At 59.7% G+C, this 21,093-nt stretch carries 20 protein-coding genes; 9 read left to right on the top strand and 11 right to left on the bottom strand.

Annotated elements, in window-relative coordinates; translation table 11 throughout:
• From proP to ACYZTK_RS03855, 4 genes are all read right to left on the bottom strand, one after another.
• Positions 1-1,503, bottom strand: coding sequence for a glycine betaine/L-proline transporter ProP (proP, locus tag ACYZTK_RS03870; RefSeq protein ID WP_462013222.1), 1,503 nt, complete (start codon positions 1,501-1,503; stop codon positions 1-3).
• A gap of 179 nt (positions 1,504-1,682) precedes the next feature.
• Positions 1,683-3,065, bottom strand: a complete 1,383-nt coding sequence (locus ACYZTK_RS03865; RefSeq protein WP_462013221.1) for an LLM class flavin-dependent oxidoreductase — start codon at positions 3,063-3,065, stop codon at positions 1,683-1,685.
• A gap of 36 nt (positions 3,066-3,101) precedes the next feature.
• Positions 3,102-3,947 carry an amino acid ABC transporter permease gene (locus ACYZTK_RS03860; RefSeq protein WP_462013220.1) on the bottom strand — a complete coding sequence of 282 codons (846 nt, stop codon included), beginning with the start codon at positions 3,945-3,947 and terminating at the stop codon, positions 3,102-3,104.
• A complete protein-coding gene (locus ACYZTK_RS03855) occupies positions 3,944-4,765 on the bottom strand; it encodes an ABC transporter substrate-binding protein (RefSeq protein WP_462013219.1) in 822 nt (273 codons plus the stop codon). Before ACYZTK_RS03855 ends, ACYZTK_RS03860 begins: the two co-directional genes overlap by 4 nt.
• A 340-nt stretch (positions 4,766-5,105) precedes the next feature.
• Here ACYZTK_RS03855 and ACYZTK_RS03850 point away from each other — a divergent pair, with 340 nt between their 5' ends.
• Entirely contained in the window at positions 5,106-5,942 is an 837-nt protein-coding gene (locus ACYZTK_RS03850; protein WP_462013218.1) for an AraC family ligand binding domain-containing protein, read from the top strand.
• 51 nt (positions 5,943-5,993) lie between these two features.
• Positions 5,994-6,581 (top strand): LysE family translocator, encoded by a 588-nt coding sequence (locus ACYZTK_RS03845; protein ID WP_462013217.1) that lies wholly within the window; start codon positions 5,994-5,996, stop codon positions 6,579-6,581.
• A 7-nt stretch (positions 6,582-6,588) separates the two neighbouring features.
• Here ACYZTK_RS03845 and ACYZTK_RS03840 read toward each other — a convergent pair whose 3' ends face one another.
• From ACYZTK_RS03840 to ACYZTK_RS03830, 3 genes are all read right to left on the bottom strand, one after another.
• Positions 6,589-6,909, bottom strand: coding sequence for an isochorismate lyase (locus tag ACYZTK_RS03840; RefSeq protein ID WP_462013216.1), 321 nt, complete (start codon positions 6,907-6,909; stop codon positions 6,589-6,591).
• 151 nt (positions 6,910-7,060) lie between these two features.
• Complete coding sequence (locus ACYZTK_RS03835) at positions 7,061-9,187, bottom strand: TonB-dependent receptor family protein (protein WP_462013215.1); 2,127 nt, start codon at positions 9,185-9,187, stop codon at positions 7,061-7,063.
• Between the two features lie 138 nt (positions 9,188-9,325).
• Positions 9,326-9,775 (bottom strand): hypothetical protein, encoded by a 450-nt coding sequence (locus ACYZTK_RS03830; protein WP_462013214.1) that lies wholly within the window; start codon positions 9,773-9,775, stop codon positions 9,326-9,328.
• A gap of 188 nt (positions 9,776-9,963) precedes the next feature.
• On the opposite strand from ACYZTK_RS03830, the gene ACYZTK_RS03825 reads away from it, so the two are divergent.
• A complete protein-coding gene (locus ACYZTK_RS03825; protein WP_462013213.1) occupies positions 9,964-11,874 on the top strand; it encodes a tyrosine-protein phosphatase in 1,911 nt (636 codons plus the stop codon).
• Positions 11,875-11,917: 43 nt separating this feature from the next.
• On the opposite strand, the gene ACYZTK_RS03820 is transcribed toward ACYZTK_RS03825, so the two are convergent.
• Positions 11,918-12,865 carry an AraC family transcriptional regulator gene (locus ACYZTK_RS03820; protein ID WP_462014848.1) on the bottom strand — a complete coding sequence of 316 codons (948 nt, stop codon included), beginning with the start codon at positions 12,863-12,865 and terminating at the stop codon, positions 11,918-11,920.
• Positions 12,866-13,106: 241 nt separating this feature from the next.
• On the opposite strand from ACYZTK_RS03820, the gene ACYZTK_RS03815 reads away from it, so the two are divergent.
• Positions 13,107-13,532 carry a universal stress protein gene (locus ACYZTK_RS03815; RefSeq protein WP_462013212.1) on the top strand — a complete coding sequence of 142 codons (426 nt, stop codon included), beginning with the start codon at positions 13,107-13,109 and terminating at the stop codon, positions 13,530-13,532.
• A gap of 35 nt (positions 13,533-13,567) precedes the next feature.
• On the opposite strand, the gene ACYZTK_RS03810 is transcribed toward ACYZTK_RS03815, so the two are convergent.
• Positions 13,568-13,726: a DUF2986 domain-containing protein gene (locus ACYZTK_RS03810; protein WP_462013211.1), complete on the bottom strand. Its 159-nt coding sequence runs from the start codon at positions 13,724-13,726 to the stop codon at positions 13,568-13,570.
• 89 nt (positions 13,727-13,815) lie between these two features.
• Positions 13,816-14,865 carry an alpha/beta hydrolase family protein gene (locus ACYZTK_RS03805; RefSeq protein WP_462013210.1) on the bottom strand — a complete coding sequence of 350 codons (1,050 nt, stop codon included), beginning with the start codon at positions 14,863-14,865 and terminating at the stop codon, positions 13,816-13,818.
• 705 nt (positions 14,866-15,570) lie between these two features.
• Between ACYZTK_RS03805 and ACYZTK_RS03800 the strand changes: the two genes are divergently transcribed.
• The 4 genes from ACYZTK_RS03800 to ACYZTK_RS03785 all read left to right on the top strand — a co-directional run bounded on the left by ACYZTK_RS03800 (position 15,571) and on the right by ACYZTK_RS03785 (position 19,040).
• On the top strand, positions 15,571-15,942 hold the full coding sequence (locus ACYZTK_RS03800) for a hypothetical protein (protein WP_462013209.1): 372 nt from the start codon (positions 15,571-15,573) through the stop codon (positions 15,940-15,942).
• Positions 15,943-16,072: 130 nt separating this feature from the next.
• Positions 16,073-17,485, top strand: a complete 1,413-nt coding sequence (locus ACYZTK_RS03795; RefSeq protein ID WP_462013208.1) for a PAAR domain-containing protein — start codon at positions 16,073-16,075, stop codon at positions 17,483-17,485.
• Positions 17,486-18,022: 537 nt separating this feature from the next.
• Positions 18,023-18,415 carry a hypothetical protein gene (locus ACYZTK_RS03790; RefSeq protein WP_462013207.1) on the top strand — a complete coding sequence of 131 codons (393 nt, stop codon included), beginning with the start codon at positions 18,023-18,025 and terminating at the stop codon, positions 18,413-18,415.
• Between the two features lie 166 nt (positions 18,416-18,581).
• Positions 18,582-19,040, top strand: coding sequence for a DUF6130 family protein (locus ACYZTK_RS03785; protein ID WP_462013206.1), 459 nt, complete (start codon positions 18,582-18,584; stop codon positions 19,038-19,040).
• 25 nt (positions 19,041-19,065) lie between these two features.
• Here the strand turns inward: ACYZTK_RS03785 and ACYZTK_RS03780 are convergent, their stop codons facing one another.
• On the bottom strand, positions 19,066-20,103 hold the full coding sequence (locus ACYZTK_RS03780; protein ID WP_462013204.1) for a helix-turn-helix transcriptional regulator: 1,038 nt from the start codon (positions 20,101-20,103) through the stop codon (positions 19,066-19,068).
• A 71-nt stretch (positions 20,104-20,174) separates the two neighbouring features.
• Here ACYZTK_RS03780 and ACYZTK_RS03775 point away from each other — a divergent pair, with 71 nt between their 5' ends.
• Positions 20,175-21,089, top strand: a complete 915-nt coding sequence (locus ACYZTK_RS03775; protein WP_462013203.1) for a LysR family transcriptional regulator — start codon at positions 20,175-20,177, stop codon at positions 21,087-21,089.
• The last annotated feature ends 4 nt before the right edge of the window (positions 21,090-21,093 follow it).

Genomic DNA, 21,093 nt, shown 5'->3' with positions numbered 1-21,093 from the left:
TTACTCTATCCGTGGATGTTGCTGCACCAGGCGCTCGCGCTTGGCCTCCAGCTCGGCAATCTCGCTGTCGATGTCCTCGATCTTCTGCTCGATGTTGTCGTGATGTTCCTGCAGCAGCTCGCGCGCTTCCTCAAGGTCGGAAGCCGCCGGCGCTGCGCCACGCAGCGGTTTGTTGGCGGTCTCCTTCATCGTCACGCCGGTCACCAGGCCCACCACGGCAATCACCATCAGGTAATAGGCCGGCATGTACAGGTTCTGCGTGCTTTCCACCAGCCAGGCGACGATGGCCGGCGTCAGGCCAGCGATCAACACCGAGACGTTAAAGGCGCTGGCCAGCGCGCTGTAACGGATGTGCGTGGGGAACATCGCTGGCAGGGTGGAGGCCATCACCCCGATGAAAAAGTTCAGCAGCACCGCCAGCATCAGCAACCCGGAAAAAATCAGGCCGAGCTTGCCGCTGTTGATCAGCATGAACGCCGGAATGGCGAGGCAGAACAGGCCGATGCTGCCGCAGATAATGAAGGGGCGGCGGCCGATCTTGTCACTGACCAGACCGATCAGCGGCTGCACGAACAACATGCCGACCATGATTGCGATGATGATCAATACGCCGTGATTTTCGCTGTAGTGCAGGTTGTGCGTGAGGTAGCTCGGCATGTAGGTGAGCAGCATGTAGTAGGTGACGTTGGTCGCCGCGACCACGCCGATGCAGGTCAACAGGCTGCGCCAGTGCTTGGTCGCGACTTCCCTGAATGACACTTTCGGACCTCGGGCGAGGCCCTCGCGATCGTCCTGCTCAAGCTGCTCGACGTGCTGCTGGAAGGCCGGTGTTTCTTCCAGCGCGTGACGCAGGTACAGGCCGATCATGCCCAGGGGCAGGGCGAGGAAGAACGGCAGGCGCCAGCCCCATGACTCGAACTGCTCTTCACCGAGAATGGTCGAGATCAGCACGACCACGCCAGCACCGAGGACGAAACCGGCGATCGAACCGAAGTCCAGCCAGCTGCCGAGGAAACCGCGCTTGCGATCCGGGGCGTATTCGGCGACGAAGATCGAGGCGCCGGTGTATTCACCGCCCACGGAAAACCCCTGGACCATCTTCGCCAGCAGCAGGAGGATCGGCGCCCAGATGCCGATTGAGGCGTAGGACGGAATCAGCCCGATGGCGAAGGTACTGAGGGACATGATCACAATGGTGGCGGCCAGGACCTTCTGCCGGCCGTATTTATCACCCAGGGTGCCGAAGAACAGACCACCCAGCGGCCGGATCAGGAAGGGCACCGAGAAGGTCGCCAGTGCGGCGATCATCTGCACGCCAGGATCGGCGCCGGGAAAAAACACCTTGCCGAGCACATAGGCGACGAAGCCGTAAACGCCAAAATCAAACCACTCCATGGCGTTGCCCAGTGCCGCGGCGGTGATCGCCTTGCGCATCTTGACGTCGTCGACAATCGTGATGTCTTTCAATCCGATTGGATTGAGTTCTTTCTCAGAAGATTTCATGCGAGCCACTCTGTACCTGATCAGTCTTGATGCAAGCCGCCAGCCCGGTAAAGTACGGGCCAGACGAGTTTGCCTTGGCCGTGCCATCTTTTTGCTGGCATGGCCTCTTGCAGTTCAGATACATCAGGACACTAAATAATTCACAGCGAGGCGTAATTTTTTGTTCGCAACATCGACAGTCACTGCGTGTGGTCGAAGCGGAACGATGCGCCATAGGCCGATGACGGCAGGTGACTGGCACCGTCGTCGCGCAGCCTGGAACGGAAGGTGCCACGCTGGGGTTCTGTGCGATACAGCCCGCGCTTCCGTAATTCGGGAATGATCAGTTCGACAAAGTCTTCCAGACTCCCTGGGCTGATCAGCGGGTTAAGCATGTAGCCGCTGGTGCCGGATATCCGCGCGTGTTCTTCAATGCGATCGGCGACTTGCTGGGGTGTACCCACCAGAATCAGGTCGCTGCCGCGCGTCACACTGGCAAAGCGTTTCTTGACGTCACCCGCAGTCAAGGGCTTGCCGCTGCCGTCGGCGCGCATCACGTAGGAGGTCAGGCCTTCGGTGTGAGTCGAGAGTGGATCGTCATCGGCATAGCGGCTGATGTCGATGCCTGTGTCGCCGGCGTAGCTGACCAGTTGCGCTTGCAGGTGGTAGTTGCTCTGCAACAGGTCATATTTGCGCTGGGCCTCGATCTCGGTTTTGGCGGTGACGATGCGCAACACCGTCAGCGATTTCACGTCCTCGCGTTGCCGACCGCGAGCCTCGGCCTGGGCCCAGATGTCTTCCAGGCCCAGGCGGATTTCCTGCGGATTGGATTTGGCAATGAAGATCAGCTCGGCATGTTTGGCGGCGAACTCGCGCCCGCGCCCCGACCAGCCGGCCTGGATCAGCAGTGGCGTGCGCTGTGGCGAGGGCGAAGTCAGGTGCGGCCCGGCCACCCGATAATGCGCGCCCTGGTGATTGATCGGCCGCACCCGGTCACCCCGGGCATAAAGTTGACGAGCCTTGTCTGCGACCACCGCGTCATCGGCCCAACTGCCTTCCCAGAGCTTGTACACCACATCGAGAAACTCTTCGGCGCGCTCGTAGCGATCGTCATGCTTGATCATTTGCTCCAGCCCGAAATTGCGCGCGGCGCTGGACAGGTAGGAGGTGACGATGTTCCAGCCGACCCGGCCATTGGTCAGGTGATCCAGCGTGCTGAAGCGCCGAGCATGGGTAAATGGATGCTCATAACTGGTGGTGACGGTGACGCCAAACGCCAGGTTTTCAGTCACGGCTGCCAACGCCGGTATGATCATCAACGGATCGTTGGCCGGTGCTTCCACCGCCCATTTCATGGCGGCGTCGGCATTGCTGCCGAACACGTCGTAGAAGCCCAGCACATCGCCAAAAAACAGCATGTCGAGATGGGCCTGGTCGGCAATGCGGGCCAGGTTCGACCAGTAACCCAGGGAGTTGATGTTCAGGCGTTCATCAGCCGGGTGCGTCCAGAGGCTGGGGGCACCGCCGCAACCGACACTGGCCTGTTCATAGAGTGCAAACAGCAGAGGTTTTGGATCGGACATCATGGTTCCTGCAAAATATGTGTTGAGTGCAGCGGGTCAGCGCTGCTGCTGGAAGCCTTTGCCGTAGTGGCGCTCAAGGCGGTGCTGGATCAATTCGAGGCCGATCGACAGCAGCCAATAAATCACGGCTGCGCTCGTGAGCATCTCGATGTAGCGGTAGGACGAGCGACCGTACGACTGCGCCAGGAACATCACTTCCCAGACCCCCATCACAGAAATCAGCGAAGAGTCCTTGAGCATCGAAATGAACTGGCTGGTGGTCGGCGGCAGGATCGTGCGCATCGCTTGCGGCAGGATGATGTGCAGGAACGTCGCGGCCGGGCGCAGGCCCAGAGCGGCGGCTGCTTCACGCTGCCCAGGGGCCACGCCGAGAATGCCGGCGCGAAAGATCTCGCTCAGATAAGCGCCGTAGTTCAGCGAGAGCGCGATGATCCCTGCGCTGATGGCTCCCGGAACCACGCCCAATTGCGGCAGGCCCAGGTAGATCAGCAGGATCTGGATCAACAGCGGCGTGCCACGAAAGAACGAGGCGTAGAAACTCGCGATGCCGAAGGCCACAGCGCTTTTGGACAGGCGTGCCAGTGCCGTGAAAAAGCCCAGCAGCAAGGAAAACCCGATCGAGCACAGGCACAGAAAAATCGTCAGCGCGGCGCCTTGCAGGAATCCGTTCGGCCCAAGATGCAGGCCGATCAGGTTCGGCAATTTATCCAGTATGATCGAGTACTTCAGGTCGAAGCTCATGAAAAACACGATGCACAGACCGAACAGTCCGGCCCACGTCAAATACAGGCGAGTGCGAAATCCAAACAGTCGTTCCAGCCGATGCTGACGGGGTCGGGGGGCGACGGTGACTCTTGCCGGATGTGGATTGAGGGCTGTCATTGGCTGATATCGGCGCCGATCCATTTCTGCGATATTTTGCCAAGTGTGCCGTCAGCCTTGAGCTGCGCAATGATCTCGGTGACCTTGGCATTCCATTGGGGATCACCTTTTTCCACGGCAACCACGTTCGGCTCGGCATATAACGTATCACCCGTAATCTTGAACCGCGGATCCTGGGCGATGCGCTCGCGGGCTGTGATCAGGTTGGTGACCATCGCATCCAGGCGCACGCCGCTGCCCAGGGCCAGGTCCTGGAAAGCGACCGTCTCATTGTCGTAAGGGGCGACCTGGACGCTGTCGAACGGATAGCTCAACGGCTTGTCCTCAGCGCCTTCGATCACCAGATCCTTATTCAGATAAGCTTCGTAGGTAGAAGCACTGATCACCCCGACCTTCTTGCCTGATAAATCCTTGCCTGCAGAGATGGCATTGTCCTTGGCGTTAACCACGATTACCGCCGGCGACTGGTAGTACTCGACGGGAAAGTCGAACACCTCGGCCCGCGCCTTGCTCGGCGTCATCGAGCATACGCAAATGTCATAACGACCATTCCAGTGACCAGCAGCAATCACGTCCCAGGAGGGTGTTTCCAGCTTGAGCTTGACCCCGAGCCGCTCGGCCACCGCCTTGGCCACGTCGACGTCAAAACCATCCAGCTGGTTCTCCTCGTTGAGAAACGAGAAGGGGGGATAGCTCTCCATCAGCACCCCGGTCAGCTCACCCTTTTGTGTCACTCGATCAAGAATGGGCCCCGCGAACGCTACGGAGCAGCTGGTGGCCAACGCCAGGCCAAGCGATAAAAACGTCGGGATCTTCAAGTGCGGATGCTCCAATCATGTAAGTAATGATTAGATTAAAACGCACTATAAAATGACTTTGTACTTCTTTTTTTGCATATGGTTCTTGGTTCAGGCTATATGAGGGACATTGCTTGCTAAAGACACCCGATGATCGCGGTGTTATTGAGTTTGTCGCGAGCAAGCTCGCTCCTTTTGTTTTGGGGGGGCATGGCTGACGTGCAAAGAACCCGGTCCGACTGAAATTTTGCGTTGATTGCGGATGGGCAACCGGCTGCACAATTGTTCTAAACCTTGGCTGCAAAGCGCGGTAGGTTAATGGTCCGCACACCCCAACCAACATTACCCCCTGGAGTCTCCCGTGGATAAACGCAACTGGATTGAGCTGTCCCAGGATGCCGATACCGGGATTGAATCGATTCGGGCGCATTTCCAGGGACATGCCTATGACCCGCACTGGCACGACAGTTTTCTGGTCGGGGTGACCGAGCAGGGCGTGCAGCAGTTCAATTGTCGGCGCGTGCGGCATTTCAGTACGCCGGGCAAGGTGTTCCTGCTGGAGCCGGGGGAAATCCACGATGGACACGCGCCGACCGACGAGGGGTTCACCTATTCCATGCTGTACCTCGATCCGCAGTGGCTGGAGCGTGAGTTGCTGGCGCTGTTCGAGCATGCGCCGAGCAACAGCCAGCCGGGATTCGCCGACACCCTGAGCCAGGACCCGCGCCTGGCCACGGCCATTTCCCGGGCTTTTCATGCGCTTCATGACGGCGAGTTGCGCATGGTGCGCCAGAGCGCCGTCGATGCACTGCTGGCCGCGCTGACAGGGCACCTCGACTGGCGCAAGCGTCAGGCCCTGGACCCGCGCCTGCCGCTGGTGGCCCAGGTGGCGCGGGACTATCTGCACGCGCATGCCTATGAGGACATAGGGCTGGATGATCTGGCCCAAGCCTGTGGGGTTGATCGCTTCCGTCTGACCCGGGCATTCAAGACTGCCTTCGGGCTGGCGCCGCATGCTTATCTGATCCAGCTGCGCCTGGCTCGGGCGCGGCAGCTGCTGGCCCGGGGCGAGTCGCCGGCGCAGGTGGCGACTGCATTGGGCTTTGCCGATCAGAGCCACCTCGGTCGCTGGTTTCGTCGCGCGTACCAGCTCACTCCTGCGGATTACCGCAAGCGTTGCTCAAACCTTCCAGACTGAAGCCTGCGCTCTGGCGACCATGACTGCCTGTTTCTTCAAGGAGTCTGGACCATGCAATCGTTGTTGCCTTTTCTGCTGTTTGCCTTTGTCGCCTCGATCACTCCGGGGCCGACCAATATTCTGGTACTGAGCCACAGCTCGCGGCGCGGGTTGGGTGCCACGCTGCCGATCATTTTTGGCGCGTGTGCGGCGGCGGCGCTGATCGTACTGGTGGTCGGGCTGGGTGTAGGCGAGACATTGTTGCGGTTGCCGCGAGTGCAGGAGGCGATGGCCTGGGGCGGGGTGCTGTGGTTGAGCTGGCTGGCCTGGCAGATTTTTCGCAGTGCAGCGCCGTCCCTCGAAGCGTCTGACGAAGGGATCAGTGCGTTCGGTGCTGCGGCTTTGCAGCTGATCAATCCCAAGGTCTGGATGATGGCGCTGGCGGTAGTCAGCGTATTTGCTGGCGACGGTGACAAGGCCTTGCGCGTGCTGGTGCTGTCGCTGGCGTTCTTGCTGGTGTCGTTACCCTGCATGACCCTGTGGGCGTTGCTCGGCGCAGGCAGTGCCCGGGTGTTTGGCTCGCCGCAGGCGTTCAGGCGGATGAATACTGCGCTGGCTTTACTGCTATTGGTGTCGGCCTGGTTGACGGTGTTGGTGTAGGTCTGGATCAGTTTGCAGGAGTTTGCGCGGCCCAGTGTTTCATCTCTTCGCTGATGAAATGGGTCACCAGGTCGCTGTACATCTTCCCGATGGCATCAGGGCTCAGGCCTTCGCTGCTGGCCCACTCGCGGCGTACGGCCAACATGCTGTCGAAACGCTCCTGGGCTCGGACCGAGGCAGCGCAAGTCTTGAATTTTGATGCTGACAGTACGTATTGGAACCGCTTGCCCAGCAGTTTGATTACGGCGAGATCAAGGGCATCAATCTCGCGCCTGATGTCCTTCATATCGGCGCACTCTGCAGGCTGCATTTGGTTGATTCCTTCCATGTTGCAACTCCTTTTTCTGAGTGAAGATGTGAGACTGCTCTGGCGCTTGTCGCCTTCGAGGGTAGGCCAAAAACTACCTGGTTGGCGAGCGAAATGGCCCGTCCTGTTCGAAGTAAATGCGCAGGCCGTTCGGTTCGTCCTCACTGCGGCCTCAGCGCAGGCTCCACGATACGCCGGCATACACGCCCAGGCCTTCACCCGGTGTCGAGCGTGCGGCATCCAGACCTTTGTCGTCGTAGCCCGGAGTGACGGTGGCGGCATAGTGCTTGTTGGTCAGGTTGCGCAGGTCCAGCCAGGTCTGCCAGTCGTCCTTGGGCGAGTTGTAGCCCACGGTCGCGCCGAACAGCGCATAAGGATCGGCGTAATAACTGTTGGCGTAATCCACCGCCACTTTGGACACCCACTGAGTGTTCAGCCCGGCGAAGAACCCTTGGGGCCAGTCATAGCGCAGTTCGCCCTGGTAGTAGTGCATCGGCAGGCCCGGCAGACGGTTGTCGCCGAAGCGGTCGTCGTCGCGATAATGGAAGTCGCTGAAGGTGTAGCTCTGGCGCAGGCTCAGCTCGCCGCCATCGTCCCGGGACCAGAGTTTGCTCTGCAGCCCGGCTTCCACTCCCTGGTGCACGGTGGGGCTGGCGTTGAGTTCGTAGGGCGTGGTGGCATTGGCGTCCGGCAGCACCGACAGCAACTCGTGGTGCACCTGGGCGTAGTACCAGGCCAGGCTCCATTGGCCCAGGCTGCTGTCGCCGCGGCCGCCGAGTTCGAGGGTGGTCGCGGTCTGGTTCTGCAGCTTGATTGGATCGCGCTGGGTGCCCGTGGCGGCGCCGCTGCCTGCGGGGAAGCGCTGGTTGGCGCTGTAGATCAGCGACCAGGGGTGCGGCGCCTCAACGGAACGGCTGAGGTTGCTGAACAGCTGCACGTCAGGTGTCACCTGATAGCGCAAACCCAGTCGCGGGGCATAATCCCAGTCGCCCAGGCTGGTCTTGCCGCCACCGTCCGGGTAGGTCACAGCGCTTTCCCGGCGGGTGTAAATAGCTGCGAGGCCGGTGGTCAGCCACAGGTCGTCGGCGATCTCCAGGTCATTGCCCAGATGGAGGACGCTGTCCGAACCCTGATAGGTAAAGTTGCGCATGGCAGTGCCCGGCGCGTAGCCGGCGGTGTTACCGCTCGGAATGCGCACGGATTCGCTCGCGCCGTCATTGGGCAGGTGCTTGGTCACCCGCAGGCCGGCACTGCTGCGGCTTTCCAGGCCCCAGAGTGTGTCGCGGCGCTTGTAGTCGAACGTACCACTGACATCCGAGTACGCCACCTTCAGGCGGTTGGGCCCCTCGCGCAAATCCATCGGGTAGTCGTGGTAGACCAGTCCGGTCTGGATGCTCGAATCGTCGTCGATGAAGTAGGTGGTCTTGTTGCCAAAGAACGTGCTGCCCGGCTGATCACGGCTGTCGTTACGTGCCACGTAGGCAGGGTTGGCCGCTCGCGCGTCGTGTTCGATGGAGCGCTTGGTGACACGGCCCGCGAGGTCGTTGTCGGTCTGCCGGTGGCGCAGGTAGAAGCGCGTTTCCAGGTTCGGGTTGAAGCGATAGCCGAAGTTGGCGATCACCCCCTGGCTTTTGCTGGCGGTGTGGTCCTGATAACCGTCTGCGCTCGCATCGGTCACGGCCACATAGTAGTCAAAAGCCCCCAGCACCTGGCCAGAACTGACCTGGCGTTGCTGATAACCGTGGCTGCCCACCGCGTAGCGCACCTGCAATCGCGGGGCGTCGTAACCGGTGTGGCTGAGGTAGTCGATCGCCCCACCCAGGGCCAGCGCGCCGCGATCAAAGCCATTGGCACCGCGCAGCACTTCCACATGATCGAGCCACAACGGTTCCAGCAACTCGTAGGGCGTGCCTCCCGGACCAGTCAGCGGCAAGCCGTCGAGCATGGTGTACAACCCCGAGGCATGGGAGCCGGGCGCGCGGTTAATGCCCGAACCACGGATCGAAATCTTCACCCCTTCGTTACCCGCAGACTGCGCGTAGATCCCCGGCTGATAGGCCAGCACGTCCTGGTTGCTGGCGACCCGGCCCTGCAGTGGGCGGCGCAGATCGACCACGTTGGTGCCGCCGGGGACTTCGGCGAGGCGGGCCTGTGCATCCTCGATGGACTGGTCTTCGCCGCCTTGGCCCTCAGCCTCGATCAACACTTGCCCCAGTTCCAGCCCCTGGGCGCCAACGCTGGCCGGACAGACAAGGGCCAGACCCAGCAGGGCTGCGGGCAGGGAATGGGGCGAGGGCATGGGGAAACTCCGGGGTGAGTGGGGTGGGCAGTGAGAAGTGCGACGCAGGAATGAGTCGAGGGAACACATAACTGCCCTAAAATGACTTCTGGTTTCAGGCCTCAGAGCCCCGATTACTCAGCAGCTCAACGCCCGCGACTATTGCGCCGAGCCCCCGCGCCGTATTTCACCGCAAAAAATATCAACGCTGCCACTGTCAGGCGCAGTCCGCACGACCACCGAGTACTCCCCGGCCAGCAACACCGGCAGTTCCACAGGCGCGCTTCTCGAGAACGTCCAACCACGGATGGCCTGGCGCTCGGTCATGACCTGGTCGTTCATTGCGTAAGCCACAGGCCCCGGTTGCTGGCAGCTGCCTTTGTTGATAAAGGTGAACAGGCGCAGGGGCAGGGTGGCGCCGTTGGGCACTCCACTGATGACAAAATTGAATCCGGTCTTTTTACCCCAGTTGGCCAGGGTCACGTTGCCGATTTGCCCGGTGTTCTGCCGGGTAGCCTGCAGCGGCACCGACACGCCCTTTTGCGCAGGAGTAGTGCAACCGACCAGGGTTGCCATGACCAGCAATGCCAGCGAGTGTCTGAGCATCATCTCGAATCTCCAGAAAGGAAAAACTGCACTGCAAGATTAGTACGTATGGGAGATAAGCACGTCCGGACAGAAAACGCCGCAGCCGGACAGATCGCGCACCTAATTCCAACTCTCGGCAATCTGTAACATTAGGTGTCACTTCGCCGCAGATAGTGGCCAGCCCAACGCATTTCCAATGAGGCTGCACTGTGTTCCCACGTCTTCTGTGTTCGCTGTCCGTTCTGAGCCTGTCCATCGCCTCCGCCCAGGCCGCCGATCTGAATACCCCGCGCTTGAAAAGCATCGACAATTTCCGCGATGTGGCCGGCATTACCCAGGCGTATTCCACGGCCAACGACGGCACCCTGCGTGGTGGGGTGTTTTATCGCTCCAACGCGCTGACGCCTTCCGCTGCGGACCTGGCCACGTTGAACAGCCTGGGTATCAAGGCGATCTACGACCTGCGCACGCCCAGTGAAATTGCCGCCACGCCGGATACCATGCTCACCGGGGCGAGTTACAGCAACATCGACATCATCGGCGGCACCACGTCCGGCTCCAACATCACCAACATCTCGTTCCGCAGCGCTGCTGATGCCGTCGCAATGATGGAAGGTACCAACCGTGCGTTTGTCAGCGATGCCGGGATGCGCAGCCAGTTCAGCCGGCTGTTTAATGAGCTGGCGAGCGTCGACGGCGCCGCGCTGTTCCATTGCACCGCCGGCAAGGACCGCACCGGCTGGACAGCCGCCGTGCTGCAAAGCATTGCCGGGGTCGACGACGCGACGATCATGAGCAACTACCTGGCGACCAACGACTACACCGCCGCGCGGGTGGCGGCGACGCTGGCGCAGATGCCAGCGAGCATGGCCGCAATCTATGCGCCGCTGCTCGGGGTCGAGGCCAGCTATCTGCAGGCAGGACTGGATCAGGTGATCACGCAGTACGGCAGCATGGACAATTACCTCAAGCAGGGACTGGGCTTGTCCCAGGAGGCGCTCTACGTGTTGCGCGCCAAGCTGGTGGAGTACAACAGTTTGCCCGGTCAGGCCGGCCTGATGGGTAACGCCGCTGCCGGCGCGCAGCTGTTGCAGCAGTTGCAGAACAGTAATCTGTCCGGCACCTACAGCGCCTACAACTACTACCTGCAGTCGGCCATCGATGCCGGCAGCCTGGGCGGTGTCGAGTCCACCGTCGGCGGTCAGGTTCACGCCGATGCCGCCAGCTACCTGCTGCGTCAGGGTGCGCTGATCGACAAGGCCGCGGCACCCTTTACCAGTGGCACGGACCTGAAGGCAGGCCAGTATCGGCTGTGGAGCACGGGGCTGGCCGGGTACCTGGGCACCGAGGATTCATCCAGCGCTTCCAGCAGCAACGAACACAGCCAGGGCCTGATGATCGGCCTGACCCAGCGCTTCTCCGAACAGCTCAGTGCTCATGCCGGTATTGGCTATAGCAAAGGCAGCGTCGGAGGAGCCGGGGGCGAGGCTGATACCGACCTGACGTTCCTTGCCCTCGGCGCGCGCTATGCTCCGCAAGGTCTTGAGCGCGGCGTGTTCGTCGACGCAGACGCCAGCGGCGGCTGGTTGGACTACGACAGCAAGCGCGAGCTCGGCGGCGGGCTGGGTACGGCCAAGGGCGACAGCCATGGCTCACTCGTCGGCGCGACCCTGGCGCTCGGATACCGGGTGCCGGTCAGCGGCGTGACCCTGGAACCGAGCCTGGGCGTACGCGTGAGCCACGTCGACCTGTCAGGCTTCCAGGAGAAGGGCAGCGAACTGGCGCTGGATGTCGATGGGATTGAGGAAACCCGGCGCAGTGTTGTCGCCAACCTTGATGCCTCTTTCGCACCGGTAGGCCTGGGCAGTTGGCAGCTGGTGCCGGGGGTGCAGGTGGGTTATGAGCATGTGCTCGGCGATCACCAGGTCGACAGTGAGGGACATCTGCTGGGGCTCGACATCGAACAGCGTGCAGCCTTCGACAATCGCGACCAGTTCACGGGCGGGGTGAATCTCATGGCCAACCTTGGAGCTTGGAGCTTGGGGGCTGAGGTCGGCGCCAGCGGTGGCGGTGATAGCCACGGTTTCAGTGGCGGGCTCAAGGCAAGCTATCTGTTTTGACCGGAGAGCGGGCCGCTGCCAGCGGGCGGCCCGATTTTCAGAATCAAACAGTCGACGAGCTTCGTGCTCGCAGACCTTTTTTCATATCCGCAGGGCTTACGCCGTAGGCACTCTGGAAGTACTGGCAGAACCTGCCGACATTACTGAATCCGTATTGCAGGGCCACCTCCGTCACGGAGGGTGAAGCGTGCTGGCTGAGTACATGATGAGCACGTTGCAGGCGCACCTGGCGCTGGTAGGCGACGATAGAACAGCCGACGAAGTGGCGAAATCCTTGCTGCAAGGCGCGCAGGCTGACGTTGGCCATTTGCGCCAGCTCGGTGCCGCTGACCAGGTTGTGCGGATGTTCCTGAATGTACTCAGTGGCCAGCTTCACATGCCGTGGGGCCACCAGCGGTGCAGGGCGTCGCAGGGCCTCGGTAAAATTGTGCGGCCAGGCCTCGAGTACAGCGTCGATGAGCATTTCCCGCAGACGCTCGGGCATCAACGTGCCGGCATTGATCAGGTAGTCGAATGCGGTTCCCGTGGCCAGCTCGACCAGCGCGCGGATGCCCTGGAAATTCGCCACGCCGAGGTCCACCACCGGCTCGAAACAGACCTTCTCCAGAATCGGTTTATCCAGCAGCGTCGACAGCCGCTCGACGATGTGCCCGCGCTTGATGGAAAGCCCGTGCTGGGCATGATTGTCGATAAAGCGCACCGAGCGGATGTCCGCCTTGTCGATTGCCAGGCCGACGTGAGCAAAGCCTACGGATTCGGTCACGTGGTTGAAGATGATCTTGCCTGCGGTGGGAATCACGAAGGTGATTTCGTCCTGGGGATCGGGAAAGCTCACGCAGAAATCGCCCCGGTAGTGCATGCGGCGAAAACTCACGCCTTCGTGCCTGCCGTAGACGCCGCCGATGATGATATTGCCGGGAGGCGGCGCAGTGTCGCCGTAGCGGTTGCCGAACATGCTGGAAAACAACGCGCCGAAGTCGTCGCAGCGCATGTCGTCGGACCTGAGGATGATGTGTTTGCGAGTCGGGTTCGAATACACCGTGGGCGTCACCTTGAAGAGGAACCGGAGCCATGGGGAGGCGCCAGGACGGTAGCAGCGACGGGTTACGGATTTATGACGCGCAGCGGGCGATTGCTGCGTTGGACGCATTCATACATTGCCCACAAGTCAGTTATCGCGAATTTTTGCGGTTGATAGACTTCGGTTTCCAGGTGCTTAAACGGGATCAACGATGTTCAGTGAAATCATGGTAGCTATCAATGGCAACGCCCAGACCGACAAAGTTCTGGAGTTGGCGGTAAAGGTGGCCCATGAGTCGGCGCGGATTCATGTCGTGAGTGTGATCGCTTTCGAATTCAGTGCGCCCGATCTTGAGTCCCGGCAGGCATCGCCTGCCTCCTGGTCGGAGCAGCTGCAGTCAGAGGCGGTTGTCGAAAAGGCCCGGCAGTTTCTTCAGGCCCGGCATATTGAATGTACCGCCGCAGTGATTGCCGGCGATCCGGAGCACGCCATCTGCAATCATGCCCGCGAGCGTGGGTGCGACCTGATTGTGATGGGGCATCACCATATGTCGACCTTCGAACGCCTGGTGGGCAATTCAGTGGCGTATGAGGTCTTGCAGAATGCGCCATGTCCGATATTGATTGAGGTCGGTTAGGCATAGCTCCCATGCATCATGGTGAGCCGGGCAGATCAGCTCTCAGCCGGACTGACCGACTCTTGCCCCGCCTCAGCTTCCAGCTTCACCCGGTCGGCCTTGCTGATGTACTTCGACTTGGCCGGTGCCAATTTGGCACTGGCCTTCTTCGCGTGCGCCTTCAACAACTGCTTTATTTTTTTACGACGGTTCATTTTTCTCTGCCCAGCTTGTAAGTTCATCAATGATATCAGCTTACAAATTGAGCCAGATACGGACAAAACCCTTCGCTGTAAGCTTTCGCCTAACGTTCCCCAGTGATCAGTGGCGGCGCCAGGAACTCGCTGATCAGCGCGGTCACCTGCTGCTGGATCACCTCACGCGGGCGAGCGCCGTCGCCATCCGCGCAGATCATGCCGTCGCCTGGCGACGCCTCTTCAATCAACGCCACCGCGCCAGGTTTGCACACTGCCATGAATGTGAAGTGGCTGGCATCGTTGATCTCGACGTAACGACTCGACGCCTGGGGCAGGCGTTTGGCAAGGTTGGCGGATTCCAGCTCGGCGGGAAGGTCTGCAGACGGCGCGCCGGCAGCGATCACCAGCGTCGGCACAGGCAGCGCCGCAAGGCTGGCATCGGTCATCCCGCGAGACTGGCCCAGGTCCAGGCTGACGATGGCGCTGACACGGGTATCGCGCAAATCTGCAGCCAGCCGGGCTCTTGCTGCCGGGGTGCTGGCGGGGTTGATTTGCTGGTACACCGAGCAGCTGGCCAGCGTTGTGTGGATTTTGCAGTCCTGGTCAAAACGCTCGGGATCGAAACGAGCCCCGGCGATTTCCAGGGCGGTCCACCCGCCGAGGGAATGACCCACTACGGCGATTCGGCCCCGGGTGACCGCGCCAAACTGCTGCGGCTGCGCCAGGACTGCATCGATGGCCCGGCTCAGGTCGGCAGGGCGCTGCCATAACTGCGCAGCGGCCTGAGGATTGGTGTCCTTACTGGTAGTGCCAGGGTGGTTGACCGCAGCCACGATGTAACCCTTGTGCGCCAACGCACTGGCCAGCCACGCCTGATTGCCCCAGTTCCCGCGAAAGCCGTGGGAAATCACTACCAGCGGATGCTCGCCGGCCGCCACTGGTGCGTCGCGCACGGCCAGGGCGCCGACGAACACCGGATTGTCGGCGATCAATTTCGGCGTGACGGTGGTGGCGCTGGGGTACCAGACGACCATTTCCAGTGGGCGCTCATCGTGCTTGTCGGGTAGCGTGGAGGTCTGGAAGCCGACGGTGGTGTCGTCAGCGACTGCGCTGGTGGCCAGGCAGATCAGCAGGAGGGTGCCGAAAGCGGTTTTCATTATTTTTATCTTCCTTGAGTGAGTTACGCCCGGCCATTAAAGCGCAATTGTTGCCGTCGTCAAGGCGTGGAGTTTTTGTAGCAGCTGCCGAAGGCTGCGTCGGCCTGCGCAGCAGGCTCCATCCCTGGCGATGAGGTTTGGGCGTTGAAATGCAGGGGCCGCTTCGCGCCCCGACTCAGGCTGCGCTAGCTACAGGGGCTGCGGCGTGTGGAGATCCTGTAGCAGCTGCCGAAGGCTGCGTCGGCCTGCGCAGCAGGCTCCATCCCGTCTGTCGTTCAAAGCGTAAACACCAGCCGCGAAGCCCCCTCACGCAACCACGCACTTTGCACCTCATTCTTCGCAGTAATTGATACCAGTTTTCGAGCATAGGTTGAATTGTTGTCGTCCGTAGATGAATCCTTCTGACGCTTTTGTAGGAAAAGGCTTCTTTATTGAAGCGAAACTTCCTAATCGTTCTTTTGAGCCCGCCATGGGGGCGCGACGCGGTTAGCGTTCGTCTTATGATTTCCGCCACCCTGATACTCACCCGGCTTGCTGCGCTAGCCAGGATGGAGGGGAGGAAAATTCATAGTCACCAGAAGGGAAACCCAAATGAATGTACCTGTGCGCGCTGTCTACACCAACGAAGTTTCCCAGGAATACCTCGACAAGCGGAACTAGTCGCCTTTCACCGAGGAGGAGCTTGCACGATTCGATGAGCAATCCTTGGCGGCTGAGCGTCAACGGCAGGCCAGAACCGAGATACATCCCGCTATCGCCATATTCCTGTTCGCGACTGAGGGAAGCCAAACCCGCAATGGTGGAGTCGTCCACGAAGGGACGGCAACCTCCAACTACCACCTTGAAGACGGTCAGACTGTGCAGGGAGCGCGCACAGGCGACTACGTCATTTATCCGGATGGTAGCCAGGCGCAGATCATCACCGGAGGCGGAAGGGCCTTCGGCGGTGATGCGTTGGTCGGTAGCCTGCTGAGCAATGGCGACGAGATCATTAATTCTCCCCAAGGCGCATGTGTGTGCGTGCAGTTCAAGGGGCTCCCAATGCCTGAAGATTTTCTTCCGTCTGTCGCTAGTTAATCCATGAGTGCGCGGCGCTAAACCAATGGTTTAAAGCGCCGCGCCACTCCGGCTACCTAAACACCAAAGATCGCAATTTACAGTCGGAATCTGCCTGGACCCGACCGGAATAATATGGAGAGGAAAATCGATGAGCGTGGGATATTTCATTGGTCTGAACGACAAGACCACCTGCGGTGGCAAAGTCCTGGATGGTGATACCAGGCTCATGATGTATGGCCTGGCTCATGCGCGCGAAGGCGATCGGGTCACGTGTGGCGAGGACGGGGAAATCTACCGTATCGTCGGTGGCATCTCGCACATGACCAGTCACGGCAAACACGTCGCCGGCACGCTGGACAGCTACAGCAGTTGTCCTTGCGAAGCTCGCCTTATCCCCTCGGTATTCACCGCCACCTATCGCAATGCGGAAAAACCTGCGCGGCAAGCTCCGAGCCGAGCCGCTCAACCCACCGCTCCAGTGGCAACTTCCAATCCGTCAGCGCCACAACAGTCTGCTTACTCCCCTGCAGCCAATTCTATACCACCAGTGTTCAACAGCGTGGAGCCGCAGGAACCCGGCTTTTATGTTGTGCCCAAGAGCATGACCCGGGAGGCTTTGGAAGCATCGCTTTTCTTCAATTCCGATCCAGCAGTGGTCAGAAAATTCCGAGCGCTCAACCCAGGGCAAGGCAATTTCAAAGCCGGGTCTTTGATCGTGCTGAGCGATCCGAACAACACTTCCTGTACCTATCAGGAAGCTCAGCTGATGCAGGCTTCTCAAGAGGTCAGTGCAGCGCTCGATCCTCTCACGGATCAGGAAGCCGAATTCCTGCTCCGTCACGGCGCTGAGATCGCCAGTTTTATGGGGCACACCTCGACTTGGCTTGGCGTCAGCGCCGTCGTGATGGAAAAGCACCTGACTAATTTGCGCGATACCCTCCAAGCCATGGAGCGACTGCATCAGGACAGCTATCGCCAGCATGGGCACTTGAAATCACCGCAGTTTTTCACCGATCGTCAGCGTCTTCTCGGTCAGTTGGATGCACATCTGCTGAATTCCACTCGGTTGCGTGGCCAGACTAGTTTGGGTGATCACCCGAAGTTGAAGACGGCCCTGGGAATATCGACTCGCAGCCTCGTGCATCATTGGGATAAGGCTGGGGCGCCTGGGCAGATACCGGGGTATGCGACGCATGTGGATGCGACCAGTCGTGCTGTCAAATACATGAATGCAGGCGGTTATGTTGGCATTGCCCTTGGGGGGGTATCTTCGTTGCTCGCTGTTCAAGAGGTCTGTATCGGCGATGGGGGCGACGCGTGCAAAAAAGTTAAATTTACTGAAAGTGGGAAGTTCGTAGGTGCCACTGGGTTTGGGTTGTTGGGGGGGGAACTGGCATATGCAGCCAGTGGACCCGTCTGCGTGGCATTAGCCACTACCATCATAGGTGGGGTGGTTTGTGTTGGTGCGATTGTAGGAATGGGGGCCTGGGGTGGGGCAACGCTGGGCGGGCTTGGTGGAGAAAGTCTAGGTGAGGTATTGTACGAAACGACTTTGCCATGAGCCAAGGCGAGTTTATGAAGTCTTGGTTAGCTGTCTGGTTTTTTGGGGGGCCAATCCTGCTATGTTACGTCAGCTTGTTTTATAGTCTGTACCTGAGTCGTTGCCATCTAGACAACTTACTGAAGGCATTAAGTCGTAGTCGCCACATAGCTTTTACCGCTGCTGGATTACTGCAGAACGGGTGGTTTGGGAAAGTTTTATTGGTCGCCAGAATCACCTTTATGGTGATGTGGCCAGGGCCTGGCATTCGGTCGGGAGATCTAGATCCAGATGATATCCGCAAGTTTCCCAAGGACCTGAAACTCTTGCTCAAAATCAAAACCGTACTCACATGCGTCAGCATTGTATGGCTAACGTTTGTTTGCTTGATCGCAAAGCTCAAGTAATTGGCATGGTCGCCTGCATCAGCGTTCTGGGGGAGCGAAAAGGTGACGAGCGAAAAGGTGACCGAAAAGGTGACTGACCGAAAAAGTGACGTGACCGAAAAGGTGATCGAAAAGGTTACGGATCTATTTTTTCGGTATACGAGGCTGGAAAGTGAGTTTAAATACTGCTGAAACAGCATTTCTCTACATCGGGCTGGCAAATTTTGCCGGGATGATGATCTGGTTCTGTTTTGCGCTGCATTTGGCTTACACCCGGATGGACGAGATGCTTGAACGCTTGAAAAATTGTTCAGCGATTCTGCGGCGGGCCCCTCTCAGATTCGGTGGCCCCTTCGGGAAATTGTTGTTAGTTGGAGGTATCTCGGGTGTTATTACTTTTCCAAATCTCTACCTCAGGCTAGGAGGAGTGAGCATTGATGACTTGAACGCTTTTCCCGCTTCTCTCAAGCGCAAGCTTGCAGTAATGCAATGGACTTTATGGGGAAGCATCGTTGTGATGTGTTCATTGTTCGTGTTTGGCAAATACATCGGCGCGATAAACTGAATAGGCGCTATATAAGACTTAGGCATAACGCGTTTATTCAGGCGGCCCGCGTCATCGTTAACGTTCATCGTCGGAACGCCGCCCGGAGCAGGCTCGCTCCTACAGGGGTAGGGTGAAACCGTGCGGGTTGATCTAGGCTTAGATGATGTCACTCGGGAGAAAAATCATGCCCATTCGAGTCGGAAATCTTTGTGCCTTTGCCTTGGCGGTTTTGTACTGGACAGCAGCATCCGGTCAGGGTGAAGCAGACCCCCATCACCCACCGGCCATACTGCCACTGGAGTCCGAAGCGGTTCCAGCACTCATCGCCTATCCGCCGCTTGCCGAGCCGCTGGCCCGTGGTGTGGTGATCATTCAGTATCGAACCGAGCAGGCCAGGATCATGCCGGTGTTCGGCAAGGCGGCCGTTGAGGTATCACCCCGTCTCGGTCACCTTCACGTGACGGTCGAAGACTGGAAAGGGACTTGGGCGCACACCAGTGAGGACCCGATTGTCCTGGTTGGACTGACCCCAGGTGCTCACAAGGTTCTGCTTGAAGTCGCTGATCCGACGCACAAGATCCTCACCAGTACGACGGTGAATTTTGTTGTTCCCGAGAAGAAGCCGATGGACACCGCTCACTAACCAACCACCATTACGGCCTTGATCGCTAGCGAGCCGCAGCAGCACTCCAGCGCCCTCGATAAACCCCCGGCGGACAACCCAACCACCGCAAACAGGCGCGATTAAAACTCTGCACATCGCCGTATCCCAGCCGATCCGAAATCTCCACCAGCTCCAGTTCCCCTTCCTGCAGCAAGTCCTCGGCCCTGTAACGCCGATACTCTTCCAGCAACTCGGAAAAACTCCAACCAAGCGCCTTCAGTCGCCGCGCCGCTGTACGCTCAAGCCTGTGATGATCGACACAGAACTGCTGCCAGTTGGCATTGGCCAGATCCGCAATCAGGTGATCACTCACCTGCTCCAGCAATGTAGGCTCGCTATGGCGCTGGGTCTCGATCAGCAGATCGACCAGGGTCTGTTCCAGTTCGTGATTGCCAGGGGTCAATGAGGCGACGAACAATTGCGCGTCGAGTTGAATCGAGTTGAATGGCTGAGCCCAATTTACCGGAGCACGCAGCGCTTGCTGGTGATCATTGGAGTCGGCGGTAGGGGGGCGAGCGAGGTTGACGCCGATGATCGGATCACGCTCGACGCCGCTGGCGAGAAATTTTCGACGCAGCATGCTGCAGACGCTGACAAGGATGTAGTCGGTGGTCGCGGTACTCGATTTCAAGCTGCCGCAGTCGATGAATCTCAGCTCGACGCTGCCATCGTTGCGCACGATATGCGTGCGGTAATGCCCGTTGAAGAACGGGAAGAACCGCTCGAAATATTCACATGCGCGCTCCAGGGAAGGGGCGACATCGAACAGGTAGGTCAGGCCGTTGGTAGCGGTCGAGACAAAGCGTCGACCGGCAGCAAGACCTATCGAATGGTCGCCAGTCTGCTCCAGCGCGAAGGCCCAGAAGCGTCGCGAGAGAAACAGCGGTATACGCATGAAGGGTGTGCGCAGCTCGAACAGACTGCGCCCGAACAGGCCCTCAATCGCGTTTCGCTCAATGCCGCGGGCCAGCAGCTCTTCGATTGCCGGCAGCAGGGTCGGGGCGTAGAACGCGTTGAGTTGAGGCTGATCGCTTTTTGTCATTTAGGGCTCAGAGCAAGTGTGCAGACACTGGTTAGGCTGCCCGACGTTAAGCGATTTGCCGGAGCAAGACCATGTTTGATTTACGCCAGCTCGATCTGAACTTGCTGCTCGCCTTTGATGCGATCTACCAGCAGCGCAGCGTCACTCGTGCCGCCGAGGTCATGTGCCTGTCGCAACCGGCGATGAGTAACGCACTGCGGCGCTTGCGTGATCTGTGTGGCGATCCGCTGTTTATCAAGAGCCGCCTTGGCGTTACTCCGACGCTGGTTGCCCACCGTCTGGCGGACTTTGTGCGCAGCGCCCTGGACTCGCTGCGCGATGGCTTGCGGATGATTCCTTCGGCGCGGCAGGCCAATCCATTGCTGCGCATCAGCTGCCTGGATTGCCTGCAACCGGTTCTGCTCGATGCGTTGCTGGAAGTCCCCCATGCGAACTGGCAGGTGCGTTATTTCCAGCCCCGCCGGCGCGATGCCTTGCAGGAATTGGCCAGCGGCAAACTCGATATCCTCGTCGACATTGATCAGCCCCTGGCCGGACTGGCCGGTCTGCACAAGCAACGGCTGCCCAGCGACCATTACGTGTTCGCCTATGGCGCCGGGCTGAAGGAGCCGCCGCGCACTCTGCAAGCCTATCTGGAGCAGCCGCAGATCCTGGTGTCCAGCCGGCGCGACGGGCTCAGCCCGGTCGACCTGCACCTGGGTCTGAAAAGCCTGCGCCGCACTATCGCGGTGACCACCCAGAGCACCCTGGCCGCGAAACTGATTGCCGACCGCCAACCCCTTGGCGTGAGCCTGCCGAGTCGGGTCGCTGCCGTGTTGGGAATGCACCAGGTGCCGCTGCCGCTGGACGAGCCGGTGGAGCTGAAAATGGCGCTGTACATCGAATCGCGTTATCGCTTCGAACGCAGTAGAGAAGAAGCGATGCATTGCCTGCTAAGGGTTCTGAGCGAGCCAGTTGCGCCGCAGTCGATCGCGCGACGTGCATGACACT

The organism is Pseudomonas sp. LB3P31 (assembly GCF_054897945.1).
Note: the sequence above shows the minus strand (reverse complement) of the source record. Positions and strands in the feature narration are given on the sequence as shown.